The following is a 25,959-nucleotide window of genomic DNA, read 5'->3' on the forward strand; positions in this document are numbered from 1 at the left end:
CTCTATGTATAGGGGCTTTTTTGTTTGTGTTAGCAAACACGTTATACTGCAAGACAGTAATGTTATTGTTTGAATCCAATGTCTTTTACCATTGCCAGCCTTATCAGTTTTGAAGAAGAGATCAAGAAAAGCCGCTTTCAGGCCTTTGCCACGCCGGTAGAATCCGAACAGGAGATAAAGGATTTTCTGGAAGCTTATCGTGATACCACCACGACGCATCAGTGCTGGGCATGGAAAATTGGACATAATGTGCGTTTTAATGATGATGGCGAGCCTTCTGGCACCGCAGGTCGACCGATTTTAGCGACCATTGAAGGCAATGAGCTGACCAATGTATTGGTGCTGGTGAATCGCTGGTATGGAGGAATCAAGCTAGGTACGGGTGGTTTAGTTCGTGCTTATGGGGGCTGTGCGGGACAATGCCTAATCTTAGCTGAAAAGATTGAACTGATTGAAAAGAAAAAGGTATTCTTTCGCTGTAATTTTAGTGAATGGGCTATTTTTCAGTATGAGCTGAATCAGCAACAGATTGACTATCAGGAAGATTATACCGCAGAAGGCGTCGAGGTTATTGCGCAAATGCAGAAACATCAGATTGAGCCATTTGCTTTGAAGATTCAGGATATCAGCCGCGGACGTGAAGCCTTAAAAATTATAGATGAGCCCCAAGATGACTGAGCAGCAGGATCCTCTACTGAAATACCGCGAGCAGCATAAGCATCGTCTGAATTATATGCCGTGGCTATACTGGTCACTCAAGCCTAAAAACCGGGGCTGGGCAGAACAGTGGCAGCGCGAATATCAGGACTATCTGCGTGAAATGGAAACAGTCGAGATTGGTGAGAACTGCTTTATTTCACCACTGGCCCATATCTTCGCTGAACCGGGCCGAAAAATCGTGATTGGTGATCATAGCTTTATCGCAGCGGACTGTACCTTGCATGGGCCACTAGAAATTGGCAATGAAGTCGCGATTAATCACCACTGTATTCTGGATGGTGGACGGGTAGGAATTAAGTTACATGATCAGGTGCGTATGGCGGCCTATTGTCACCTGTACGCTTTTGATCATGGGATGGAGCTGGAACAGCCCATTTATAAACAGCCGGTGCGTTCCAAAGGGATTGAAATTGGCCGTGATGTCTGGCTGGGTGCTCATGTCGGCATTAAAGACGGAGTGAAAATTGCGGATCAGGCCATTGTTGGTATGAACAGTATGGTGACCAAAGATTTGGATGAACGCATGATCGTTGCAGGTAACCCGGCCAAACTGATTCGCTACCGGGATTAATACGTGATTAGAGTTTCAGACGATACAAGGATGGTTCTGGTAGTTCAAAAATGTATAAGCCACTAGAACGTCACATAAAAAATAACATAATTCAAATCCTGTGCTACAGAATTCGCTGCACATTTGCCGAAGGCTATGCTAACTTAAAAATATCTAAGAACTTTTATTATAATGAGAGAGGCTAAACATGAAACGTGTCATTGCCTGCATTGATTCTTCTCCATGCATTAATGCCCTCGCAGAAGCGGCTGCATGGATTGCCAAGCAGACCCATCGCGAACTGGTGTTATTGCAAGTTTTGGATTATTACCCTGCAAGTTATCATTTGGGGGAAATTAGTGGTGTGATTGGTTTTGAAAGCAATGCCATGCTATTAAAAGAACTGGCTGAACTTGAACAGAAACAGAGTGAACTGGCTTTAGACTATAGCAATAATCTGCTGCGGCATATTTCTGACCAGATCAAAGAAAAACACAATATCAACACCATCCATATTCAGGAAAAAGGGGATTTCCTGGAACAAAGTTTTCAGTTACTCAGACCTGATGATATTGTCGTCATTGGACGTTTGGGTGAGCGCTCGGCTGAGAAAAACAAGCCGATGGGCACCAATGTGGAAAACTTTATCCGTGGTGCCAATTGTACGGTAATGACAGTGGGTGAAAACTTTAAACCGCCAACACGCTTTATCTTTGCCTATGAATATTCACCAACCTGTATCCAGATGATGAAACGTATTGCAGAAAGTGATTTACTGAAACTGCTACAGTGTCATTTGCTGTATGTCGGAGATCATGCTGAAATCCTGAATGAACCGTTAAATTATCTGAAAGAAGCTGGACTGGATGTTGTTCCTGAATACCGCTATGGTGATGTGGCAGAGAACATTCTGTCTTATCAGCAGGAGCAGGGAATTCAGCTGATTGTGCTGGGTGCATTCAGTCACAGCAAAATCCACCAGTTTTTCCTGGGTAGTATCGCGACCACCATCTTCCGCAATTCCAAAGTACCGCTTCTGGTTGCCAAGTAAAGGAAAATATTGGAAAAAGCGTTATAAAGTTAAAATAACAATTCCACGAAATTAAAAAGCTTGAAGTTGGAAATTGTTACAGTTTGATTTAAAAATAATCAGAGTTATCCTCATATATTGTGGATAACTCTGTGGTTACATTCCATAAGTTATTGTTATATATTTAAAATACTTTATTGGGTGTTTTTTGCTCTCAGACTGTTATTTGACAATAGCCAGTGCAAAACCGTCATGACCTTTGCTGCCCACGGTCTGTAGAGCGGTACTGGAAAGTAGGCGCGGGTGATTCTGCATTGCTTCAAACATGCTGCGAATACCTTCAATACTTGGCTTATTATTGTCCAAATCAATAATTGCCCCAGCACGAATAACATTGTCTAAAAAGATTACTGTACCTGAACGAGATAGTTTCAGGCTGAGCTCCAGATATTCAGGATAGCTCTGTTTATCCGCATCAATAAAGATAAAATCGAACGGTTCTGTATCTTCTGGTAGGGCTTTTAGAATATCTGCGGCACGGCCACATTTAAGTTCGACTGTCTGTTTGAGGTTGGCACGCTCGATATTTTCCTGACCCATCGCGGCATGCGTATCACGACCTTCAATAGTCAGGATATAACCATCTTCAGGCAGGGCACGTGCCAGCCACATGGTGCTATATGCAGCAAAAGTTCCGAGTTCAAGTACACGCTTGCAGCCATTCATCTGAATCAGCATCTGTAACAGCATGCCCTGATTGGCAGCTACCGCCAGATGATCAGGAAATCCATGCGCAGCTGTATTTTCAAGAGTCTGTTTCAGAATAGAATCATCTGGAATTAAATGTGAATCAATATAATTGTCGAGATCTGTCCACATTTGTTGCATAGCTTGAGCACCTTTGTTGCGATGCAGGCATTTTAAACCTTTCGCAGTAGAGCGCAATTTATTGTTTTATATTTGCTTTGAAAATGAACAATACAGAACGATTTACAGATTCTGTATTGTAGTTGGAATGACTTAGTAATTACACATTGAAGATCTACGGCTTAAATCCGGGCCCCAGGTGCGGTAACCTTGGGTATCAATATGGATCTGACCTGAAGCATATAGACCTAAGCCCATATTCAGGCTTTGACCATGCTGTATCCAGAACTGGCAGAGTTTGAACTTGGTATTCTCAATATAGGCATAATCTTCTGGCTGCGGGAATTCCGGGCCAATACGGAAATCAATCGCAGAGTTATACAGGTGACGTGAAGAGTTAGCACCACCAGCACATTTATTGAGCGGCAGATCACGATAAACTGAGGTCACTTCGAAATCATTGAGGACATTGGCTGCAACCAGATATTTAAATACACGTAACGTTGGCAACTGATTGCTCCACAGCTCACGGCTTGGCACCATATACTGCGGTCCACCACAACGCGACCAGTCACGTGCGGTACGCATCAATTCAAAACTTGGAATGATATTGCCTACCGAATTACGTTCTAAAAATACTTCATATTCGCGTACACGAGAGAGGTTATTTGCTACGGCTGCCCAGTTGGTATAGGCAAAAGGAATACTCTTAGGCAGCACCTTACGGTCAACCTTAACCTGTTCCTGAGGAATGTAAATCCGTTTTCCATCTGGCAAGGTCATTGGTTTCTTTGTCGCGGTGGTACAGCCCACCATGACAAAAGGGATCATGCTGAGACCCAATAATCCCTTGTAAAAATGCTTCATTATTAGAAATCAGGTATTTATAAAATAGCGCTATTTTAGTCCACTTTTGCGAAGAAATTCAGGATAAATTGCAATGAAATGTGTGCATCAGGTACAAAAAAAGATCAGACTATGCTGATCTTTTTTGGGGATTTGAAAATTACTTTTCAAGATATTGCAGTTTGTCTGCTTTACCGTTCCATTCTTCACGGTCAGCTGGCTGATCACCAATTTGGGTGATATTCGGCCATTTTTGAGACAGCTCAGCATTCAATTCGATGAATACTTCCTGACCCTCAGGTAACTCATCTTCAGAGAAAATTGCATTTGCAGGACATTCTGGTTCACATAACGCGCAGTCGATACATTCGTCCGGGTTAATTACAAGGAAGTTCGGACCTTCATAGAAACAATCTACAGGGCAAACTTCAACACAGTCTTGATATTTACATTTAATACAATTTTCAGTGACAACGAAGGTCATGGCGACAGCTACCTAAAAAATATGGTTCTAATAACTAATGTGTATTTTAGGCAAAAACTGCAGCAACTAACAATTCCTTTTATTGATATTTGTTATATATAGGGCTGTTATTTTTGCAAAAAAACCGATGCAGATATCAAATTCAGAGATTATAGCTCCCTTAAACAAAACCGCCTCATACTGGATGAGGCGGTTGAGGATTTTAGCCTGGTAGTTTCAGTAGATCTTTCAGTGCATAAAGCTGCTGTAAGGCTTCACGCGGACTGAGGCTGTCGACATCAATGTCTTCCAGCAGTTCAAGTGCAGCTGATGGTTTTTCCACCTCAATAATCCGCTCAACGACTGTTTCGACCTGTTCAATCGCAAACAGATCAGGTTGTGGACTTTGAGGTTTGGTATGATGCTGCTTTTCCAGAATACGCAGTCGGTTTTGTGCTTCCCGGATTACGCTTGCTGGAATACCGGCAAGTTTGGCGACCTGTAGGCCATGACTCTGGCTGGCTGGACCTTGTTGCACTTTATGCAGCAAAATCAGGTTACCATTCACTTCCCGGGCAGTCACATGATAGTTATCAATACCTGATTCGCTGGCCAGTTCAGTTAACTCAAAATAATGCGTGGCAAACAGACATAAACATTGAATACGTCGGGTGAGATCCAGTACGCATGCCCAAGCTAGGGACAGACCATCATAAGTGCTGGTACCACGACCGACTTCATCCATCAGTACGAGTGATTGACTAGTCGCATGATGCAGAATCTGCGAAGTTTCGGTCATTTCTACCATGAAGGTGGATTTACCTGTAGACAAGTCATCTGCCGAACCGATCCGGGTAAAAATGCGGTCAATTGGCCCCAAGGTTACCGCCTGCGCCGGAACATAACTACCACAATAAGCCAGCAGGGCAATCAGTGCTGTCTGACGCATAAAGGTAGATTTACCACCCATGTTTGGACCGGTGATAATGGCCATCCGATGCTGATAATCCAGTTGCGTATCATTCGGAGTGAAGGCAGTTTTGCTTAAAGCTTCCACAACAGGATGACGGCCCGCCTGGATTTTCAAGCCAATTTCCGGACTATATTTCGGGCGTGACCAGTTGCGTAGGCGTGCCTGATGCGCAAAGTTACACAGCAGGTCGATCTGTGCGATGGCACTGCTCATCATTTGCAGGTTGCCAATATCCTCGCGTAATTCATCCAGCAGCATTTCAAAGATCAACTTTTCACGCGCCAGTGCACGCGATTCGCTGGAAAGGACTTTATCTTCAAAGGCTTTCAGCTCTGGCGTGATGTAACGTTCGGCATTCTTTAAAGTCTGGCGACGAATATAATGTTCCGGTGCCTGTTCAGCCTGTGCACGGGTCAATTCAATATAGTAGCCACTAACACGGTTATAGCCGATTTTCAGGGTTGGAATGCCGCTCTGCTCACGTTCCTTGATTTCCAGATCAATCAGGAATTGCCCGGCATGATCGCGAATTTTGCGTAACTCATCCAGTTCTGCATCGAAACCTTCGGCAATAACATTCCCATCACGTAACAGAACTGGTGGATTTTCCACAATGGCTGACATCAAACGTTCATGCAGACCATGGAAATCACCAAGTTCTTCATTCAGTTGAATGAGTAATTTGGACTGCTGCTGGCTGACCATCGGTTGTAGTGCATGACGCAGGAACGGGATCTGAGCACAGGCCTGACGCAGCTGAACCAGATCCCGTGGACGTGCACTGCCCAATGCAATACGGCTTAATACACGTTCAATATCACTGATTTCTTTTAAGACCAGACGTATTGGCGATTCATGAAAGCCGTCTAATAATACCTGAGTAGCATCCAGACGTTCATCCAGAATGGCAGTATCGCGTAAAGGCTGCATCAGGGTGCGACTCAGCAGGCGGCCACCCATTGCTGTCTGACAATCATTGATTAACTGGAATAGCGAAGTACCATGTTCAAATAAGGGTTCAATCAGCTCTAAATTGCGACGAGTAACCGGATCTAGCGCAATAAAGTCTGAACTTTGTTCTAGCTGAATGCTACGAATATGCGGCAGTGCAGTTTTCTGGGTTTCTTTGGCATAGTGAATCAATGCAGCCGCTGCGGCTTTGGCGAGTGGCAGATGATCAATCCCAAAACCTGCCAGTGTACTCACAGCAAACTGGTCACATAAAGTCTTTTGGGCATTGTTCAGGTTAAAGTCGACATTTGGGCGTTTGCTGACCGGCACATCCAGTTGGTGTTTCAAATGTTCAACCAGATCCTGCTCTTGCAGATTTTCGTCCACGACAATTTCGCTTGGCATCAGACGTGCCAGTTCAATTGCCAGTTGGTTCAGGTCATAATCAATTTGTTGAACTTTGAAGATACCGGCGCTTAAATCCAGTAGAGCGATACCAATTTTATTTTGCTGAATGCATAGTGCAACCAGATTAGAAGTTTGATGTGCACCAAGCAGGGCATCATCGGTTAATGTGCCCGGAGTAATAATCCGAACCACACCACGTTCAACCGGACCTTTACCTGTGACCTCTCCAATCTGCTCGCAGATTACTACCGTTTCGCCTTTTTTTACCAGACGGGCCAAATATCCTTCTGCCGCATGGAAAGGCACACCTGCCATTGGAATCGGCTGACCATTGGCCTTACCGCGATGGGTTAGGGTAATGCCAAGAATTTTGGCTGCTTTATGGGCATCTTCAAAGAACAGTTCGTAGAAATCACCCATGCGATAGAACATCAATGAATGCGGATGCTGCATCTTCACAGACATATATTGCTGCATCATAGGTGTTAGGGTGGAAAGATCAGCCATGAGTTCTGAACTGGTCATTAAGAAGAAATCCTTTAAAAAATAATGGGCAGACTGGTTAAGGCTGATGAGCTGAAGGCAATATAGTCGCTATTCATTTACCAAAGCAGAAACCATCAAAACAGTCATGCAAAATGTGTATTGAGCTAAGTCTAGCAAAATTAATTTTTAGAAAGAAATGGATTCGATGACTTCTGTCGAGTCTGATGAAAGATTGCCGGTTTTAAACACGAAAAATATGGCTCGGAGTCAGGTATAAATCATATATATATTGTTTTTAGACTGACGAGGAGCGATCTTAAACCGATTACGACCCTCTGCTTTTGCAGCATATAGCGCCTCATCAGCTTGAGCAACAAAATCAGCAAGGCGATCATTTTCTTGAGGCTTGATACTGGCACAGCCAATACTCACTGTGACATGACCCGATACCTGACTGGCAGGATGAAACAGCTGCAAAGCATTGATGCGTTGGATCAGCTCCTGGGCAATTTTCTGTATTTCTACTTCATCGATATAAGGATAGACCAGTAAAAATTCTTCTCCACCATAACGTGCCGCCAGCTCCATACTGCGGGAAGAAATGCCTTGTAACTGTTGGGCTACCAATTGTAGACATGCATCACCGGCAATATGTCCAAAATGGTCGTTATAGTTTTTAAAATAATCGATATCCACCATCATGATACTCAAAGGCGCTTGATGTCGTAGTGCGTGGCGCCATTGTGTGTCCAGATATTTTGTCAGATAACGTCGATTGGCCAGGCCAGTGAGCGCATCAAGTTGGGTCAGCCGTTCCAGTTCTTGTGCCTGTTGGGTCAGTTCCTCTTTATGCAGTTCGATAATACAATTTTGCAAATAGTTCTCATGATGCTGGCGGTCAATCGCATAGGCAATAATCATTCCAAGGAGGCTGCTAAACGTATAGGTACGATGTAAGAAGGTCCAGTCAATATCGTAGTTGAGAGAAACCGTGACCAGATAACCAATCAGTCCACCGCCCCAACCCGCAATGAGTGCTGAATAAAAGCGCATACCGACAAAGCTATAGTTAATGACGACTGCATACATCATGGCCACGTGCAGCAGGGCGTCACATTATCAATATCCTGGCCAATCACGGGAATAATCACAAAAGAAATCGCGACCGCACTGGTCGCACCTAACGTGGTATACAGGTCAAAGAAACGATTAAACGGCTTGCTAAACGACATTAACCAAACTGCGATGGTAATTACCCCAACCCAGGCATACAGAGAAAGCCAATGAATCAGTTTTTCATCGATTGAAATGGTCTGAAAAATCCCGTAACTGAGCACAAAATACAGAACCAGAATAATGCTGCCCCGAAAACGAAATTCATAAGCAGCTTCGTCACGGTATTGCTGGCGATAGATTGGCTCGAGTTCTTTTCTGAAATACACATAGTTCAGTCCATGTGCAATCAGCTCATTTACTTTTTCATGGCTAATCTGTTTAGAGCCAGCTAATTTCATAAAATACCATTACTAAGCAAATAAAGTCGTTTAACTACTGATACTGTAGATTGTATCGAATGGTTAAACTATTGATAGCACAGATAAAGTATCCTGCTCAAGAAATATCCTTTTATATATAAAAAAATTATATTTCATATATATCATAAAAAAGTAATTTGATTGCCTAACTATCTTTATCATCTCTTAGAAGTGCTTATCAATTTACATGCTCTTAAATTAAGTAACTTTAGATTTATAGCTATTTCGCAAGAGAGAAAATAAAAAACCGAAGTTTTAACTTCGGTTTTTTATACTTATTTCAGTACTTTTTGCGGCTGATATAAACCGAGTTCAGTCAGGTGCAACCTCAAGATACGACGTAACTCGAGTACAGCTTCAGGCGTTTCCTGAATCGAGTGGCCACCCTTAATGACTTTGCTAGATACAGCACCTTCCAAGTAAGCACTTTCGTATGAAACGATATCATCGCTCATGAGCTTGGTATCTTGCGTATCTACGGTATTGCCGATAATAGAATGAAATTTGATATTTTTAGAAGGCTGAATATCCTTAGTTAATGCAGTAAATTTCGAATTTTCACTCAGATCGCTTGGACCATTCTGAATCAGGTCATGTCCCAGTTCTTTGACAAAGTCCTTTAATCCGATTTCGCCTTGTAAGGTATCGGCAAAGGCACCCAAAAATGCGCCTGGTATGCGGATAATTTTACGGGCCAGTTTAGTATGCCAGCGATCGGCATATTCCGTCCCACGATGCGGTGTCGCTAAGAAAATGGCCCGGGTGAAATTCGGAATAGGTTGCATTTGCAGGCGTGCTTTAAAGAGCGGGTTATCCTTAAATTGTGCAATGCGGGTATTTTGTACCAGCTTGAATGCATCTTGAGTAATATCAGCCTGACTGACCATTAAACGGGCAATCACGCCTCCCATACTATGTCCGACCAGTACCGCATCTTTTTTGGCTGGTGCATTGTTCGCAACCCGGGCAAAGCCTTGCTGAACCAGGGCATTAATTTGAAAACGGCTTTCCAGAATCGGCATATTGGTAGAATAAAATACCTGCCAGACCTGGAAATTTTCCCTTAATACCGGATCACCCATAATGTCGTTGGTCAGACGAATCCAGGCTTCAGGACTACTGGCTAGGCCATGGATCAGGACAATCACTTTTTTCTTCGGATTGTAGGGTTCAAGCATATAAAGATGCGGCATGATCAGGTTGTCATCCCGGTCAATCAGCACCAGATAGGCAGCACGTCCTAAGTTATTTTCAGCCAGCCATAGGCCATAGGGTGCCGAGAAATTTGCAGCCAGCGCATATTGTTTACCTGCAACAGTTACTTTTTCATGTTTGTAAGGATCATGCAGTTTGAGCTGGAATTCCGGACCGTTAATAATCTGATCAATACTGGTCGCAGATTTAGGAACTGCGGTAATAGTAGTGGCCAGATAACGCGCCGAATGAATATTCGGATTGCTGCCTTCTGCATATTTGAAATTCAGTGGATCGACAATATATTTTTTATTTGGTGTGATACGTTTTTCTTCGGGAAGGACCACTACAAATTCCGAACCAAAACCGTCTCGACGGGTAATTGAACGTAGACCAGAGAAATTCATGTTATAGGTCGACATGAGCTTCTCAAAAGGCTGGTCTTTGATTTCAGGATAGTTTTCAAAATCTACTGTGTAAATGCTGTTGCCGACCTGAATCTTGCGGCTGCCTTCTTTGGCCTGATGACGCTCGGAATAAACATGGATCAAATGCGAGATCGCCAGGTTATAAAAGTCACGAATCTGTACCTGACGGTTGTCAAAGATACGATCTTGTGGAGCACGCTGGGTTTTGAACAGATAGGCATAGCTATAACGAATACTTTGGTCCAGCATCGCCAGCTGCTGATCTTGGCATTTCTGGATATTCTGTTTTTGTAGCTGCTTTTTTTCTTCAGATTGGGTCTTGGTCAGAACGCTGCTTTTGCATTCTGAACCTTTACCCAATTGCAGCGATTTGGCCAGATATAACTCACTGGCAGTAGACAGAAGCTGTTCGTCCAGAATCTGCGGGATCTCCTTGAGCGCCTCTACGCATTCCTGGGGTAGTTCAGTACAGATGCGTGCTTCACGCCCAGTCATGGACAGAACATTCAGGCTGGCTTCACTCAGTTTATCTCTGGTTAAAATGCTGTCACGTTCATTACTGATGGTGACATTGAAGGCTTGTTCTTTCACACTGACCACCTGACAGCCGGTCAGAACTGTGGTGAATAAGAGTGAACAGAGGACGAATGCTTTATTCATTTTATAGTGCATATGAAATCTGAATGCTCAGTTAAATATTGAAATAATGTTTTGTATTTTACTTATTTTTATCAGAAAAAAGACTGCCGAAGCAGTCTATTTTGTAACTCAGATCACGACCATTTTCACTTTAATTTTTGGGTGTCAGCACTTGCCATACATTCCAGCGACCTTGCTTTTCAATTTCCTGAATCAGCTGGTCTGCTACTTGTGCTTCTTGTGGGTATTTCACCTTGTAATTTTTCAGCACCTGAACTGCATTCTTTTTATTTTCCATGGCAATGTAGTTGTTTGCCGCAGATAAGTAGGCTTCCTGAACACCAGCTTTCATAGCTTTTTCCAGATATGGAATTGCTTCACGCTGACCGCCACCCTCAGACAGACCAAAACCGAACCAGAAGTTGGCTTCAGCATCATCCTGGTTCAATTTCAGAATACGCTGTGCATAAGCCAATGATTTAGTAGTATAGACTGAACCTAGGTCCAGGTTACGCGCCATAACGCTGGCTTTAAATGCACGCATTAAAATATCGAAAGAGGCATTATTGTTGGCAGCTAAAGTATCGAGTTCCTGAGTGACACGTTTCAGTTTCAGTTCAAAGCCTCTACGTTCCTGACGGTCGCTGAAACGTGGTGGATAGTGTCGTGCCTTACCTTCAACTAATTGCAAGAAATCATCAATCTCAGTGATATCAATTTCATTCGGCCCAGCTAAAGTCGCATAACGCATAGAACGCGTATTGCTGTTTACTGTTGGAATGATCAGACGATTCACATCAAGGGTAATTTTTTCTGATGGGTTATCAGCACGGTTCACCACCATTTTGGTGACAGGCGCAGCAGCAGCTTTCTGTAAGTGCACTTCAAATGGAGGTGGTTCGTTATAATTGAATGGATTTAATGCATAAAAGGGTGGGGTCAGTTCCGGCTCAGCGAACACCATTGCATTTTTAGGTGTGTCTTGCTTTGAAGATGGAGTTGAACATGCGGTCAATGCCAGCGCTGCGAAGCAGGCAAGTGCCAAAGGCTTAAATGTCATGGTATACATCCATTTATGTTATTTTGAAAAATTGTGAGATTGCATGTTCGTCAGTCTAAGAAAACTGTAACGAACATGCAAGTTACGGCGTGTTACCGTTTTTGATCAGGCCTTAGACTGAGAAGTCTGTGCTTCGCACTCACGGCGAGCTTCTTCCAGAATCTTTAGATCTTCCTTGCTGAGCGGATGTTCATTCAGCTGGTTTTTCTTGAAAGTAGGGTCAAGCATAGATAAACGGTTACAAAGCATATTCATGCGTTTTTCATTTTGCTGAATACGGTCAAGTAGAACCCGCATACCTTCAATAATCGGATCAGACTGATCTTGTGTCGTTGCATATGGCTGGAAACCAATACTTTCTGCATAATCGCGACGACGTGCTTCAGCTTCATCTTTCGGCTGATCTTTGGTAATAAACCGCGCAGGGTTACCGACCGCTGTGGTATTGGCCGGTACGGCTTTGGTTACAACAGCATTGGAACCGACCTTGGCATTTTTACCAACTGTAAACGGACCGAGAATTTTTGCGCCGGCACCCACAACCACACCATCTTCCAGGGTTGGATGACGTTTGCCTTTATTCCAGGTCGTACCACCCAAGGTCACACCGTGATAAAGAGTAACATCATCACCAATTTCAGCTGTCTCACCAATCACCACACCCATACCATGGTCAATAAAGAAACGGCGGCCAATCTTGGCACCCGGATGGATTTCAATTCCTGTAGCAAAACGGCTGAATGAGGATAAAGCACGTGCTGTGCCTTTACAGTCTTTGTTCCACAGTTCATGTGCCACACGATGCATCATCAGCGCATGAATACCAGGATATGTGGTCAAGACTTCCAGGGTGTTGCGTGCAGCAGGATCGCGCGCGAAGACAGCCTGTATATCCTCTTTGAGCTGTTTAAACATTAGATTTGATCCTTGTCCTGTTGGGTAGTGTGTGAAGATTTCTTCCAGGTGCCATTATTCAAGGCCTGAACCCGGCTGAAAATACCACGGAGTAAATGATATTCCATACGATCTAATTGTATACGTCCAAATAGGCGACGCAAGCGTAAAGGTAGCAATCGTGGATTTTTAGGATCCATAAACTCAATTTCTGCCAGCATTTTTTCTAAATGTGGATAGAACTGTTCCATCTGTTCATGATTCACCAGCGGTTCATCCCATTCCATTTCAATGCCATCAATGACCTGCATGGTGGCTTTAGCATCACGTGGATGTTCTACCTGATCCAATGCAGCCATACGCAGTTCATAGCAGATGACCTGAATTGCTTGTGCGACATTGAGTACACCGTAGTCGGTATTCACTGGAATAGTGAGGTGATAATTTGCCATTGCCAGTTCTTCATTGGTCAGGCCACGGTCTTCACGACCAAACAGAATCGCAATTTCCTGTTGCTCTTGCACGACCGCAGACAGCGCTTTTTCAGCCGCAGGACGCACATCCAGAAGAGGCCAGGGAATGGTACGGCTGCGTGCGCTGGTACCGAATACAATCTGGCAGTCTTTAATGGCATCTTCAAGGGTTTCGACAATCTCGATCTGCTCGATCAGATCAGTTGCACCTGCAGCCAGGGCATCAATGTCCGGATGTGGGTAGGTTTTTGGTGCCACCAGAACCAGCTTGGACAAGCCCATGGTTTTCATGGCACGTAAGGCACTGCCGATATTGGCAGGTAAAGTGGTATTGACCATGACAATACGCACATGGGAGAGATGTGCTGAAACAGCAGCATTGTCAATTTGACTCATGATGATTCCAATATAAATATTTTAAAGGTCAGAATTTATGAATATTGCGGCTGAGACTCGGCTTCATATTGCGCCAGGGCATCATCCATACTCATATCTGCAGGGGGAGGCGGCACTTCAACCGGCTTGGCCTCTTCATAAGATACCGCGCGGGCAGCTTTAGATTTAACCTGATATTCAATATGCAAGGCAGCCTTACCAAAGTAGTCCCGTAATTTGACCAGCAGCTCATCCAGCGGAGCGACTTTCCAGTTCAGGCCCAGATGCAGCTCAGTCGTTGCATAGTCATAATCCAGATAAAGAATGACTGGAATATGCGTACTCATATCCACATTGGTATATGGCATTAAAATCTGTTGCAGATCACGGCTGAGGGTTTTACTGTAATGTTCCGCTTGCAGGGTAATCTTGATGCTATTGGCTCGTTTCTGGCGGATTTCGTTCAGGCTAAAGGCTTTAGTCAGACGACCCATTGGACGGTCAAAACCTTCGCGCTCATAAATTTCGCCTTCAATTACCACCACTTGATCCACCTGAACGATGTCTTTAAAGCGGTTAAAACGTTCATGATTGGTGGATACTTCAATCCGTGCCGTACCATCATCCAGCGTCACCATCATCCGGTTCGGGAAGTTGGCTACATCCACTACCAGACCTGCAAATACTGTCGTCACACCACGGCGGGTTGGGGGCAGTTCATTGATCTGACACGGTACAAAAGCTTTCAGCTCATTACGGTAAACATCAATCGGGTGACCAGTCAGATATAGACCAAGCGTATCTTTTTCGCCTTTAAGGCGGACTTCATCGGACCACGGTTTGACTGGCTTAGAAGGTTTGCGTTGAACTTCTTCAACTTCACCAAACAGATCCATAATACCAGTTTCACGGTTTTGGCGAGCCTGATCCGCAGCCTGTACCGCTTCAGGGAGTTGTGCCATCAGGTCAGCACGCTCGATGCCCAAGCAATCCAAAGCACCGGCACGAATCAAGGCTTCCAAAGTCCGTTTATTGATTTTTTTCAGGTCAATACGATGGCAGAAGTCAAACAGGTCTTTATAGGGACCTTCTTTCTGACGGGATTCAATCACCGACTGCATAGCCGCTTCACCAACGCCTTTAATCGCTCCTAGGCCATAGACAATGGTTTTTTCATCAGTAGCATGGAACTGGTAGATCGACATATTGACGGATGGTGGTAATACTTCCAGATTATTCTTGCGGCAGTCATCAATCAGGAATACCACGTTATCTGTATTCTGCATTTCCGAAGACATCACCGCTGCCAGGAACTCAGCCGGATAATGGGCTTTCAGCCACGCCGTCTGGTAAGCAACAAGAGCATAAGCTGCCGCATGCGATTTGTTAAAACCATAGCCGGCAAACTTTTCCATATAGTCGAAGATATGGTTAGCCGTGGCCTCATCAATATCTTTTTTCGCAGCACCTTCAATGAAGATTTTACGCTGCTTGACCATTTCCTCAGGCTTTTTCTTACCCATGGCACGACGCAGCAAGTCCGCGCCACCGAGGGTATAGCCGGCACAGAACTGTGCAGCCTGCATTACCTGTTCCTGATAGACCATAATCCCGTAAGTTGGCTCTAATACGCCTTCAAGCAGGGGATGCAGATATTCAAACTCACCGCCGTGCATACGATGGATAAAGTCAGGAATCAGGTCCATTGGACCCGGACGGTACAATGATACGAACGCGATAATCTCTTCAAACTTGCTTGGGCGTGCTTCTTTCAGCATCTTTTTCATGCCCACGGATTCAAACTGGAAGACCGCGGTAGTATTGGCTTCAGCAAAGACCAGATAAGCATCTTTATCATCTAGCGGGATATAAGCAATATCCAGCGGTTTATCGCTCTGAATTCGTTTATTGATATTCTTAACCGCATCTTCAATTACGGTCAGGTTACGCAAACCCAGGAAGTCGAACTTCACCAGGCCGGCTGCTTCAACATCGTCCTTATCGAATTGGGCAACACGCGCAGTACCATCAGCATCACACATCACAGCTGAGTAGTCTGTCAGCTTGGTTGGTGCAATTACTACACCACCGGCATGTTTACCGGTATTCCGGGTAATACCTTCAAGCTTGAGCGCCATTTCCCAGATTTCAGAAGCATCGTCATAATCCGGATTGGAGGGATTGGTAACGACGTCTTTCAGTTGTGGCTCGGCTTCCAGAGACTCTTCCAGGCTTAAACCCAAAGGTTTGGTGGGAATCAGTTTGGAAATGCGATCAGCCAGACCATAGGATTTACCGAGGACACGTGCCACGTCACGAATTGCCCCTTTGGCCGCCATGGTACCGAAGGTCGCAATCTGGGAAACTGCTTCTCGGCCATAAGTACGCGCTACATAATCAATTACGCGGTCACGACCAGCGATACAGAAATCGACGTCAAAGTCAGGCATCGAAACACGTTCCGGGTTTAAGAAACGTTCGAATAGCAGGTCATAACGCAGTGGATCAAGGTCAGTAATTTTTAAACTGTAGGCTACAAGAGAACCGGCACCTGAACCACGGCCCGGACCTACCGGTACACCATTCCCTTTGGACCACTGAATGAAGTCCATTACGATCAGGAAGTAACCCGGGAAGCCCATGTCCAGAATAATCTTGATTTCAAAGGCCAGACGTTCATCATAAGGCTGACGGATTTCCGGCCAGTCCTCACCACGTTGTTCAGGGGGATACAGAAAGTCTAGGCGTTCTTCCAGACCGACTTCACATAAATGGGTAAAATAACTGCCTATGGTATGACCTTCCGGAATCGGATAGTCTGGCAGGTCATTAAAGCCTAAACGCAAGGTGACATTGCAGCGTCTTGCGATATGAAAGGTATTTTCAATCGCGGTTGGAATATCCGAGAAAAGCTCTGACATTTCTGCTGAACTTTTAAAATACTGTTCAGGACTATAGGTTTTAGGGCGGCGATTATCACCAAGTACATAACCATCGGCGATACAGACACGTGCTTCGTGCGCTTCAAAATCTTCGCGTGCAATAAAATGCACATCATTATGTGCGACTACACCGATATTATATTTTTTGGCGAGTTTGACCGCTTCTTCAATGAAAAGGTCTTCATTAGGACGACTGGTACGAGTAAGCGCTAAATATACGCGATTACCAAATTTCTCTACCCATTCTTGTAGTAAAGGTTCAGCCTTATCGGGATTTGAGGTAATCAGCATTTTGCCGACATCAGATTGCATACCCAGCAATACGATCATGTCATCGTGCTGCTTTAAGATCCAATCTTTTTGTACACAAGGAATATCTAGTTGTTGGCCGCTAATAAACCCTTCAGAAACCAGTTCGGTCAGGTTACGCCAGCCTTTATTGGTCATGGACAGCAGGGTGACACGATGTTCGGCATCATTCAGGCGAATTTCAGAACCGAGAATTGGCTTGATGCCTTTATCTAGGCATTTTTTATAGAATTTGACCGCAGCATGGAGATTAGATAAATCGGTTAGCGCGAGTGCTGGCATCTCGTCATTTGCGGCAGCTTTGACCAGGTCCGGTATCCGTACGATGGATTCAGTAATCGAAAATTCTGTATGAATACCAAGATGAACAAAGTGCATAAATGAGTCCCTGCAAAAACCACTCGATAGTTTAGCACGGGATTTATTGTTTCAGTTTGAAATTGAGGGGAAATGCTGAACTTTTAGATTGTGAATTAGAATTGACTTAAAGTCATGTTTATCATTTTATCGGAATAGAACTACGCACCCAAATTAAATTTGTATGAGGCGACATGGATGTTGCCGTTGGCTTGTGATACAGGGAAGTATCATCAAGCCAACAGAAGGTTTTTTACCTTGCATAGGAGTGCTATTCATCTTTCAAAAGTAAAAGAAAAATTTCAAGTGTCAGTAAGCTTATTCCTGAAGTTATTTGAAAATTAGAACTTCATTATTTTTACTTTAATTTAAATTTTGAGTAGTTATGTCTTACTAGTGACGGGCCAAAAGTAACAAAACCCCTTTGTTGATCTGATGGCACTTCCTGATCAAGCTTTAAGCATTGCTTTAAAGCTTGTGTAAGACAGATCAACGGCAGCATCCATGTGTTCGCTTCGATGTTTAAGATGCAGATATTTTATGGGTAGAAAATAAAACCCTCAAAAAGAGGGCTTTAGTTATTCGGAGAATCAACTTAACGAAGCCGTGATAACCAGTCACCCACACTCTGTACAATCTGTACCAGAATCAATAATACAATGACAGTCATGATCACCACTGAGGTATCAAAACGCTGATAACCATAAGAAATCGCCAGATCACCAATACCGCCAGCACCGACAGCACCTGCCATCGCTGTTGCGCCAATCAGGCTAATGGTTGCTGTGGTCAGGTTTAGAATCAGTGAACTACGCGCTTCCGGCAGAATAAACTTGAAAATAATTTGCATTGGTGTTGCACCCATGGCTTGGGCAGATTCGATAATGCCTTCATTTACTTCAAGCAGAGAGGTTTCCACCAAGCGGCCGATATAAGGCCCCACATAAATGGTCAAAGGCACAATCGCTGCCCAAGTACCAATTGATGTTCCAACCAGAAATTTAGTCAGTGGAATAACAGCAATCAGCAAGATAATAAATGGCAGGGAACGCAGTGCATTTACAATCGGATTTAGACCATGATAAATCACACGGTTTGGCAAAATTCCATTTGGACGAGTAACTAATAGAGTAATCGCCTGAATAAAACCCCAGATACAACCAAACAGCATCGCGAAGAACACCATATGGAAAGTTTCTTGCAGTGCAGTCACGAACTGGTCCATCGACAGCGAGCTTTTCCAGAAAGGCGCAGTGATCGTAGTAAGCCACTGTACAATTAAGTCTCTCATTCCTGTACTCCTGCCTGATCTACCTGTACGCCGTTATCTCGGAGATATTGTATTGCAGCTGTAATTTGCGCGGGATCACCGAGAAGCTGGATAAACATCTGTCCAATCACCGAACCATTAATTTCAGTCATATTGGCAAACAGGATATTCAAACTGATATCAAACTGTTTGATAACGCCCTGAATCACAGTTTCCTGCGCTGAGCTACCCAGGAACTTTAAACAATAAATACTGTGATGATTCTGATTTTCCAGATTCGTCAGAATATTTACGGGCAGGTTTTGCTGGAGCACCGTCTGGATAAAGTTTTTCGTGGTCGGATGCTGAGGCTGACTGAAAATCTGTAAGGTAGAGCCAGTTTCAATCACGTCACCTTTTTCCATCACGGCAACATAATCACACACAGTTTCAATTACATCCATTTCATGGGTGACCATCACAATCGTAATGCCTTGTTCTTCGTTAATTTTTTTAAGTAGCTGTAGAACAGATTTGGTGGTTTGTGGATCAAGTGCAGAAGTCGCTTCATCACAGAGTAAAATTTTTGGATGATTGGCAAGGGCACGGGCAATACCGACACGCTGCTTTTGACCGCCAGACAATTCATCTGGAAACGCATGGCGTTTATGTTTCAGGTCAATAAAGTCTAATAATTCTTCGAGGCGCTTTTCCCGTTCTGCCTTGCTCCAGCCGAGGAGTTTCATTGGCATTTCGATATTGGCCGCCACAGTTTTAGTTTGCATTAAATTGAAATGCTGAAAAATCATGCCGATGCTGGCACGTTCTTGACGCAATGCTTTGGCATCGAGTGCGGTAAAGTCTGTTCCGTTAATGATAATCCGGCCTGAGCTTGGGCGCTCAAGCAGGTTGATCAGACGGATGAGGGTGCTTTTACCGGCACCACTATAACCGATGATGCCAAAAATACTGCCGGTTGGAATCTGAAGATTAATCTGATTCAAGGCATGCAAGGTTTGACCCTTAAGCTCATACTGTTTTGAAATATCTTTAAATTCAATCATAGTGTCAAAAACTGCATCACGGATAAAAAAACAGGCAAGAAATCGTCCTTGCCTGTTCTAAAAGTCTATTATAGTACTATTTTGATTCAGTTAAATACGTCACAGGTTTGTTTACCGCAACCTTTGTACCGCCAAAGTGTTCATCAACATACGCTTTCACAGCAGGAGTATGATACAACTGGCCAACTTTTTGAAGTACAGGATCATTTTGACGATCGGCTGCAACGGCTAAAACGTTCACGTTCATTTTAGTGCTTTGATCGATGGCCTCATAGTAGATCGCATCTTTCAATACGTTCAGACCACCTTCCATTGCCAGGGTATTACCTAAAACAATCGCATCGACTTCGTCTTTCACACGTACCGCTGTTGCCATTTGAATCGGCTTGATCACGATCTGTTTCGCATTTTCAGTGATGTCAGCAGGCGTACCTTTAACCAGATCAAAGTTTGGTTTAAGTTTTACCAGACCCGCAGATTGCAATAATAACAGTGCACGTGATTCATTCGCGCCATCATTAGGAATCGCAATCGTAGCGCCAGTTTTAAAGTTTTCTACTTTTTTTACTTTGCTTGAGTAAATCCCCATTGGCTCAAGATAAGTCGTAGAAAGTGGAGCAATCTTTTGTGTATTAGCGTCGTTATAAGCCACCATATAGGCATAAGACTGGAATGCGTTAACATCAATTTCTTTATTGGCAACAGCAGTGTTCATCGACACATAGTCAGTGAAGTTTTTTACATCCAGCTTAATGCCAGCTTGCTCAGTTTCAGGTAAAGTGGCAATGTAGCGCCAGATATCAGCATCTGAACCTGTAGAAGCCATAGTCACTGTTTGCAGTTCACCTGAATCTTTGTTTTGTGCTGCATCCGTTGCAGGGGCTTCTTGTTTTCCGCATGCAGTTAAAGTCAATACAGATGCACTGAGTAAAACGCCAAGTAGCTTTTTCATAAAGATATCCTAATTCTCGTGTTGCCTAAAGTATATGCATTTTAAGGTCATGTTAAAGTGGAGTTTTATTACACTTTCATCTGACTCTAGATCGATGTCGCATGTGGCTCCGGCAGGGAAAATGCAAATGTACTGCAACAGTTCACGTTAGTTTGATCGGTTTAGAGTTCACCAAACGCTATATACTTTTTCTATTTGGAGAGAGTAAATAGAGGTTATTTAAAGATATAGTCGTAAATGATGCTCTGGATGGGCGCAATCATAGCAATTATTATTTATTCGATATAGTGGATAAAAACTATTTACTTATCTTTTTAATAGAATATAAATTGAATGAAAATGATTAAAATATCAATGAATACAATATATTATTTTTATTGAAGATAAGGCGGAATTTCATATCGTTTAAAGATTGATCTTTATAAGATTTTATCCAATAGAAATCATAAAAATAAATAAACATGATAAATACATCAGCTCATTAAGCTACTGAAAGATCTTTTTTAATAAATGTTTAGGAAGGATTTGAGCCGTGTCTTATTTACCTGAGTAATTACTTTGATTGATTTCATACAATACATGCCAACATAAAGGGTGATCTTCCGGCAGCTTTGGATGCTGAAATTCTTGAGTCTTTACCATACCTATCTTTTTCATCACAGCCTCAGATGGGGTATTTGATTTGGCAGTAAACGACACAACTTTATCTAGGTTTAAAGTATTAAAGGCATAATCTAGGACTGCACGTGCACCTTCAGTAGCATAACCTCGATGCCAATACTTTTTCGCCAGACGCCAGCCAATTTCAACACAGGACGAAAACTCAAATAGATCAGGTTGTGGTTGCAGACCAATGAAGCCAATAAATTCTTTAGTCTCTTTTAGCTCAACTGCCCATAAACCCCAACCATGCTGATCAATCTGTCGAGTCACTTTTTTCAATAAACTGTAGGCTTTGTTCAGGTGTCAGTGGGGCGGGAAAATAACGCATGACCTCATTATCTACACACATTTGGATAAATGGGGCAGTATCGGAATCTTGCCATTGGCGCAGGATAAGGCGAGGGGTCTCAATTTTAATATCCATATGGAATCTAAATCTGCAAAAGCAAAAGGTTTATATGTATTATAAATTTATCTACATAAAAAATAATTTTTCATTGGGTTTTACATGTCTAAACAGCAGATTGGTGTTGCAGAAATTTTAAAAAAATTAAATGAATATGAATTGATTTCGAATGATCATGCAATCTTTTTTAGGGGACATTCAAATAAAGACTATAAGCTTGAGCCTTATATTTATCGTGATGGAATCATAAAAAATGAGCATATTATTTTTAAAGAGTTACTGCTTAGGTGTCCACAGGATTTTGAACATTGTAAAACTACATTCGAATTTTTGGTAAAAATGCAGCATTACTCACTGCCAACACGTTTACTGGATATAACAACAAACCCATTAATTGCTTTATATTTTGCATGTCAATCTAAGTCAAAGAATGATGCAGAATTGATTGTTTTTAAAGTACCTAAATCGTCTATCAAATATTATGACAGTGATACTGTTAGTATCTTATCTAATTTAAGCCGTATTTCTTACGATTTTTGGATAACTCCGAATATAGATACAGACCTAATGTTTCTCGATGATGGGTATGATGAAATGTGGGTGGAGTTTAACTCCCAATACCATGTTAAGAAGTTGGTTTACGAAATCCAGAGTGAAAAACCTCATTTCGAACCACGTATAGAGCCAAATGTTCTCTCCAAGGTTTTATGTGTAAAACCTAAAATGGATAATCAACGTGTGATTCGACAAGATAGCGCGTTTTTCTTATTTGGGATTGATAATTTTAAGAAAGACAAACCTGCAAAATTAAATGATAGTTTAATTTTGACTAAGAATAAAAAAATTATTATTCCGCATAGTGATAAAGCAAGAATAATTGGGCAACTTGAAATTTTGGGGATTACCGAAGCAACTATTTTTCCAGAAATTGAAAAAGTAGCTAGTTACATTAAGCAGATATATAGTAAATAAAGAAAACCCCGCACTTAGCGGGGTTTTTACTTAATCTTTAAAAGAAAGAATTAAGCATTTTCACGAGCAATTGCACGGTAACCAATATCTTTACGATATTGAACGCCGTCGAACGTTACTTTTTCACAAAGTTCTAAAGCCTTGGCTTGTGCTTCGCCAATGGTATTACCCAAAGCAGTCACACAAAGAACACGACCGCCAGCAGTCACAATGTCGCCATTCTCAAGTGCTTTCGTACCTGCATGGAACACTTTCGCATCTGCCATTTCAGTGTCTAAACCTGAAATCACATCGCCATTACTAGAGGTTTCTGGATAGCCTTTAGATGCCAGTACGATACCGACAGTTTTACGTTCATCCCATTCAGCTTCCGTAGGAAGATTACCTTCGATACCTGCTTGAACCAAATCAACTAATGATGATTTTAAACGCATCATGATTGGCTGAGTTTCAGGGTCACCAAAACGACAGTTAAACTCGATTACTTTAGGTTGACCTTGTTCATCAATCATCAAACCTGCATACAAGAAACCTGTGTATACGTGACCGTCTTTTTTCATACCTTCAACAGTCGGACGCATCACTTCATTCATTGCTTTTTCAAACACGTCAGCAGTAACAACAGGCGCAGGAGAGTAAGCGCCCATACCACCGGTATTCGGGCCTTGGTCGCCTTCAAAGATACGTTTATGATCTTGAGACGTCGCCATTGGCAGGATGTTGTCACCATCGATCATGCAAATGAAAGATGCTTCTTCACCAGCAAGGAATTCTTCAATCACTACACGAGAGCCGGCATCACCAAATTTGTTGCCTGCCAGCATGTCATCAATGGCATCGAATGCTTCCTGATTGGTCATGGCAACGATCACGCCTTTACCTGCAGCAAGACCATCCGCCTTGATCACGATTGGCGCACCATTTTTCTCAACAAATGCTTTCGCTGCATCAACTTCCGTGAACACGTCATAGAAAGCCGTTGGAATGTTATGGCGTTTTAAGAAGTGCTTCGCAAATGCTTTAGAGCCTTCTAGCTGTGCAGCAAACTGCGTTGGACCCCAAATTTTTACACCCGCTTCACGACAAGCATCCACAACACCATTTACAAGCGGTGCTTCTGGACCAACTATAATCAGTTCAACTGCATTATTTTTGGCAAAATCAATAATGGCAGGGTTGTCGAGAATGTCTAAAGCGACATTTTCACATTTATTTTCAGTTGCAGTACCGGCATTACCTGGTGCTACAAAAACTTTTGTAACTTGATCGTCTTGTGCGATTTTCCACGCCAATGCATGCTCACGACCACCACTACCCAAAACTAAAATGTTCATCTAAAAATCCCTCAAAGAATAGAATCCCCCCCTTGCGAAGTAGTACTTCTCACCCTTTAAAAAGGAAGGGGTATCGCGAAAAAACACTGTTCTCTTACGCGAAAACTCCCCCTTTTTACAAAGGGGGATTTAGGGGGATTATTAAATACGACTTCTAATTAATTTAGTTAATTAGTGGCGGAAATGGCGCATGCCAGTGAACACCATTGCAATACCAGCTTCGTCAGCTGCTGCAATCGTTTCTTCGTCACGCATAGAACCACCCGGTTGAATGATGCATTTGATACCTGCTTTAGCAGCGTTATCAATACCATCACGGAATGGGAAGAATGCATCAGATGCCATTACTGCACCTTCAACCACTAAGCCTGCATGCTCAGCTTTGATCGCAGCAATACGAGCAGAGTTCACGCGGCTCATTTGGCCAGCGCCCACACCGATCGTTTGGCGGTTTTTCGCATAAACAATTGCATTAGACTTCACATATTTCGCCACTTTCCAGGCGAAGATCATGTCGTCAATTTCTTGCTCGGTTGGTGCACGCTTCGTCACAACTTTAAGATCATCTTTCGTGATCATACCCAAGTCTTGATCTTGAACTAACAAACCGCCGTTTACGCGTTTGTAGTCAAGTTGTGCAGCACGTTCGTCAATCTTCGGCAGTTCGCCACATACTAGTACGCGTACATTCTTCTTCGCACCAGTGACTTCAAGCACGCCTTCAGCAATGCTAGGAGCGATGATTACTTCAACGAATTGGCGGTCAACAATCGCTTGTGCAGTTTCAACATCTAATTCACGGTTGAATGCAATAATGCCACCGAATGCAGATTCAGGGTCGGTTGCATAAGCCAAGTCATAAGCAGCTTTGATACCGTCTAGAGAAACTGCAACGCCACATGGGTTGGCATGTTTAACGATGACACAAGCAGGCTTCGCAAATGATTTAACACATTCAAGTGCAGCGTCTGTGTCCGCAATGTTGTTATAAGAGAGTTCTTTACCTTGTAACTGTTTTGCAGTTGAAACAGAAGCTTCAGTTGCAGCTGGATCTACATAGAATGCAGCAGACTGATGCGGATTTTCACCGTAACGTAAGTCTTGAGCTTTGTTCAATTGTGTATTGAAAGTACGCGCGAATTTGTCAGCCTGACCTTCCTCGACACCTACGCGAGCGCCTAAGTAAGATGCGATCATACCATCGTATTGCGCAGTATGTTCAAATGCTTTCACTGCCAGGTCAAAACGGGTTGCATAAGATAAAGCACCCTCAGCTTTAAGCTCAGCAATTACCGTTGCGTAATCAGATGCATTCACTACGATACCGACAGAAGCATGGTTTTTTGCAGCAGCACGAACCATAGTTGGACCACCGATGTCGATATTTTCGATCGCATCAGCAAGTGAACAGTTTGGTTTTGCTACAGTCGCAGCAAATGGATACAGGTTAACAACAACAAGATCGATCGCATCGATGTTGTGTTCAGCCATCACTGCTTCGTCTAGACCACGACGGGCCAGAATGCCGCCATGAATTTTTGGATGTAGTGTTTTAACACGGCCGTCCATCATCTCTGGGAAACCAGTGTGCTCTGAAACTTCAACTACAGCGATATTATTGTCTTTCAACAATTTATATGTACCGCCAGTAGATAAAATTTCTACCCCTAGAGCAGCAAGGTTTTGTGCAAACTCGACAATACCGGTTTTGTCGGAAACAGAGATTAAAGCGCGTTTAATAGTCATGATCTTCGTCACAGTTACCAAGGAACAGATTAAATCTAAATAGCTAATTTACAGTCAAAAAAAATGCCTGCGA

Annotated in this window: 18 protein-coding genes and 2 pseudogenes; 4 read left to right on the top strand and 16 right to left on the bottom strand. The window is 43.1% G+C overall.

From position 1 onward, the window contains the following. The first annotated feature begins 78 nt into the window (after window positions 1-78). The 3 genes from F955_RS10660 to F955_RS10670 all read left to right on the top strand — a co-directional run bounded on the left by F955_RS10660 (window position 79) and on the right by F955_RS10670 (window position 2,321). Window positions 79-678: an IMPACT family protein gene (locus F955_RS10660; RefSeq protein WP_004894340.1), complete on the top strand. Its 600-nt coding sequence runs from the start codon at window positions 79-81 to the stop codon at window positions 676-678. Continuing rightward, window positions 671-1,291: an acyltransferase gene (locus F955_RS10665; protein ID WP_004894343.1), complete on the top strand. Its 621-nt coding sequence runs from the start codon at window positions 671-673 to the stop codon at window positions 1,289-1,291. The genes F955_RS10660 and F955_RS10665 overlap by 8 nt, the downstream gene beginning before the upstream one ends. A gap of 187 nt (window positions 1,292-1,478) precedes the next feature. Beyond that, entirely contained in the window at window positions 1,479-2,321 is an 843-nt protein-coding gene (locus F955_RS10670; protein WP_004812590.1) for a universal stress protein, read from the top strand. A gap of 201 nt (window positions 2,322-2,522) precedes the next feature. On the opposite strand, the gene F955_RS10675 is transcribed toward F955_RS10670, so the two are convergent. From F955_RS10675 to F955_RS10745, 14 genes and pseudogenes are all read right to left on the bottom strand, one after another. Beyond that, window positions 2,523-3,188: an O-methyltransferase gene (locus F955_RS10675; RefSeq protein WP_004894345.1), complete on the bottom strand. Its 666-nt coding sequence runs from the start codon at window positions 3,186-3,188 to the stop codon at window positions 2,523-2,525. A 132-nt stretch (window positions 3,189-3,320) separates the two neighbouring features. Continuing rightward, window positions 3,321-4,034 (bottom strand): D-Ala-D-Ala carboxypeptidase family metallohydrolase, encoded by a 714-nt coding sequence (locus F955_RS10680; RefSeq protein WP_004812593.1) that lies wholly within the window; start codon window positions 4,032-4,034, stop codon window positions 3,321-3,323. A gap of 139 nt (window positions 4,035-4,173) precedes the next feature. Further along, window positions 4,174-4,497 (bottom strand): ferredoxin FdxA, encoded by a 324-nt coding sequence (gene fdxA / locus F955_RS10685; RefSeq protein ID WP_004812595.1) that lies wholly within the window; start codon window positions 4,495-4,497, stop codon window positions 4,174-4,176. A gap of 202 nt (window positions 4,498-4,699) precedes the next feature. Next, a complete protein-coding gene (gene mutS / locus F955_RS10690) occupies window positions 4,700-7,333 on the bottom strand; it encodes a DNA mismatch repair protein MutS (RefSeq protein WP_004894348.1) in 2,634 nt (877 codons plus the stop codon). A 228-nt stretch (window positions 7,334-7,561) separates the two neighbouring features. Beyond that, window positions 7,562-8,808: pseudogene (locus F955_RS10695) on the bottom strand (GGDEF domain-containing protein). Window positions 8,809-9,104: 296 nt separating this feature from the next. Beyond that, window positions 9,105-11,123 (bottom strand): esterase/lipase family protein, encoded by a 2,019-nt coding sequence (locus F955_RS10705; protein WP_004894354.1) that lies wholly within the window; start codon window positions 11,121-11,123, stop codon window positions 9,105-9,107. A 118-nt stretch (window positions 11,124-11,241) separates the two neighbouring features. Next, window positions 11,242-12,150, bottom strand: a complete 909-nt coding sequence (locus tag F955_RS10710) for an ABUW_2363 family tetratricopeptide repeat lipoprotein (protein WP_004812606.1) — start codon at window positions 12,148-12,150, stop codon at window positions 11,242-11,244. Window positions 12,151-12,255: 105 nt separating this feature from the next. Next, window positions 12,256-13,065, bottom strand: a complete 810-nt coding sequence (gene cysE / locus F955_RS10715) for a serine O-acetyltransferase (RefSeq protein ID WP_004894357.1) — start codon at window positions 13,063-13,065, stop codon at window positions 12,256-12,258. Continuing rightward, window positions 13,065-13,913, bottom strand: a complete 849-nt coding sequence (locus F955_RS10720; protein WP_004812609.1) for an RNA methyltransferase — start codon at window positions 13,911-13,913, stop codon at window positions 13,065-13,067. The genes cysE and F955_RS10720 overlap by 1 nt, the downstream gene beginning before the upstream one ends. A gap of 35 nt (window positions 13,914-13,948) precedes the next feature. Beyond that, window positions 13,949-17,521 carry a DNA polymerase III subunit alpha gene (dnaE, locus tag F955_RS10725; RefSeq protein WP_004894359.1) on the bottom strand — a complete coding sequence of 1,191 codons (3,573 nt, stop codon included), beginning with the start codon at window positions 17,519-17,521 and terminating at the stop codon, window positions 13,949-13,951. A gap of 574 nt (window positions 17,522-18,095) precedes the next feature. Continuing rightward, complete coding sequence (locus F955_RS10730; protein WP_004812614.1) at window positions 18,096-18,791, bottom strand: methionine ABC transporter permease; 696 nt, start codon at window positions 18,789-18,791, stop codon at window positions 18,096-18,098. Then, window positions 18,788-19,813, bottom strand: a complete 1,026-nt coding sequence (locus tag F955_RS10735) for a methionine ABC transporter ATP-binding protein (RefSeq protein WP_004894361.1) — start codon at window positions 19,811-19,813, stop codon at window positions 18,788-18,790. Before F955_RS10735 ends, F955_RS10730 begins: the two co-directional genes overlap by 4 nt. A gap of 76 nt (window positions 19,814-19,889) precedes the next feature. Next, on the bottom strand, window positions 19,890-20,765 hold the full coding sequence (locus F955_RS10740; RefSeq protein WP_004812617.1) for a MetQ/NlpA family ABC transporter substrate-binding protein: 876 nt from the start codon (window positions 20,763-20,765) through the stop codon (window positions 19,890-19,892). Between the two features lie 537 nt (window positions 20,766-21,302). Continuing rightward, window positions 21,303-21,852 (bottom strand): annotated as a pseudogene (locus F955_RS10745) (GNAT family N-acetyltransferase). 84 nt (window positions 21,853-21,936) lie between these two features. On the opposite strand from F955_RS10745, the gene F955_RS10750 reads away from it, so the two are divergent. Continuing rightward, window positions 21,937-22,806: an FRG domain-containing protein gene (locus F955_RS10750; protein WP_004894368.1), complete on the top strand. Its 870-nt coding sequence runs from the start codon at window positions 21,937-21,939 to the stop codon at window positions 22,804-22,806. 50 nt (window positions 22,807-22,856) lie between these two features. On the opposite strand, the gene purD is transcribed toward F955_RS10750, so the two are convergent. Next, on the bottom strand, window positions 22,857-24,140 hold the full coding sequence (purD, locus tag F955_RS10755) for a phosphoribosylamine--glycine ligase (RefSeq protein WP_004894369.1): 1,284 nt from the start codon (window positions 24,138-24,140) through the stop codon (window positions 22,857-22,859). 171 nt (window positions 24,141-24,311) lie between these two features. After that, the gene (gene purH, locus F955_RS10760) at window positions 24,312-25,886 is read right to left on the bottom strand and encodes a bifunctional phosphoribosylaminoimidazolecarboxamide formyltransferase/IMP cyclohydrolase (RefSeq protein WP_004894373.1); all 1,575 of its coding nucleotides are present in this window, start codon (window positions 25,884-25,886) and stop codon (window positions 24,312-24,314) included. Window positions 25,887-25,959 lie beyond the last annotated feature (73 nt).

The sequence above is a fragment of the Acinetobacter schindleri CIP 107287 genome, from assembly GCF_000368625.1.
Lineage (GTDB): Bacteria > Pseudomonadota > Gammaproteobacteria > Pseudomonadales > Moraxellaceae > Acinetobacter > Acinetobacter schindleri.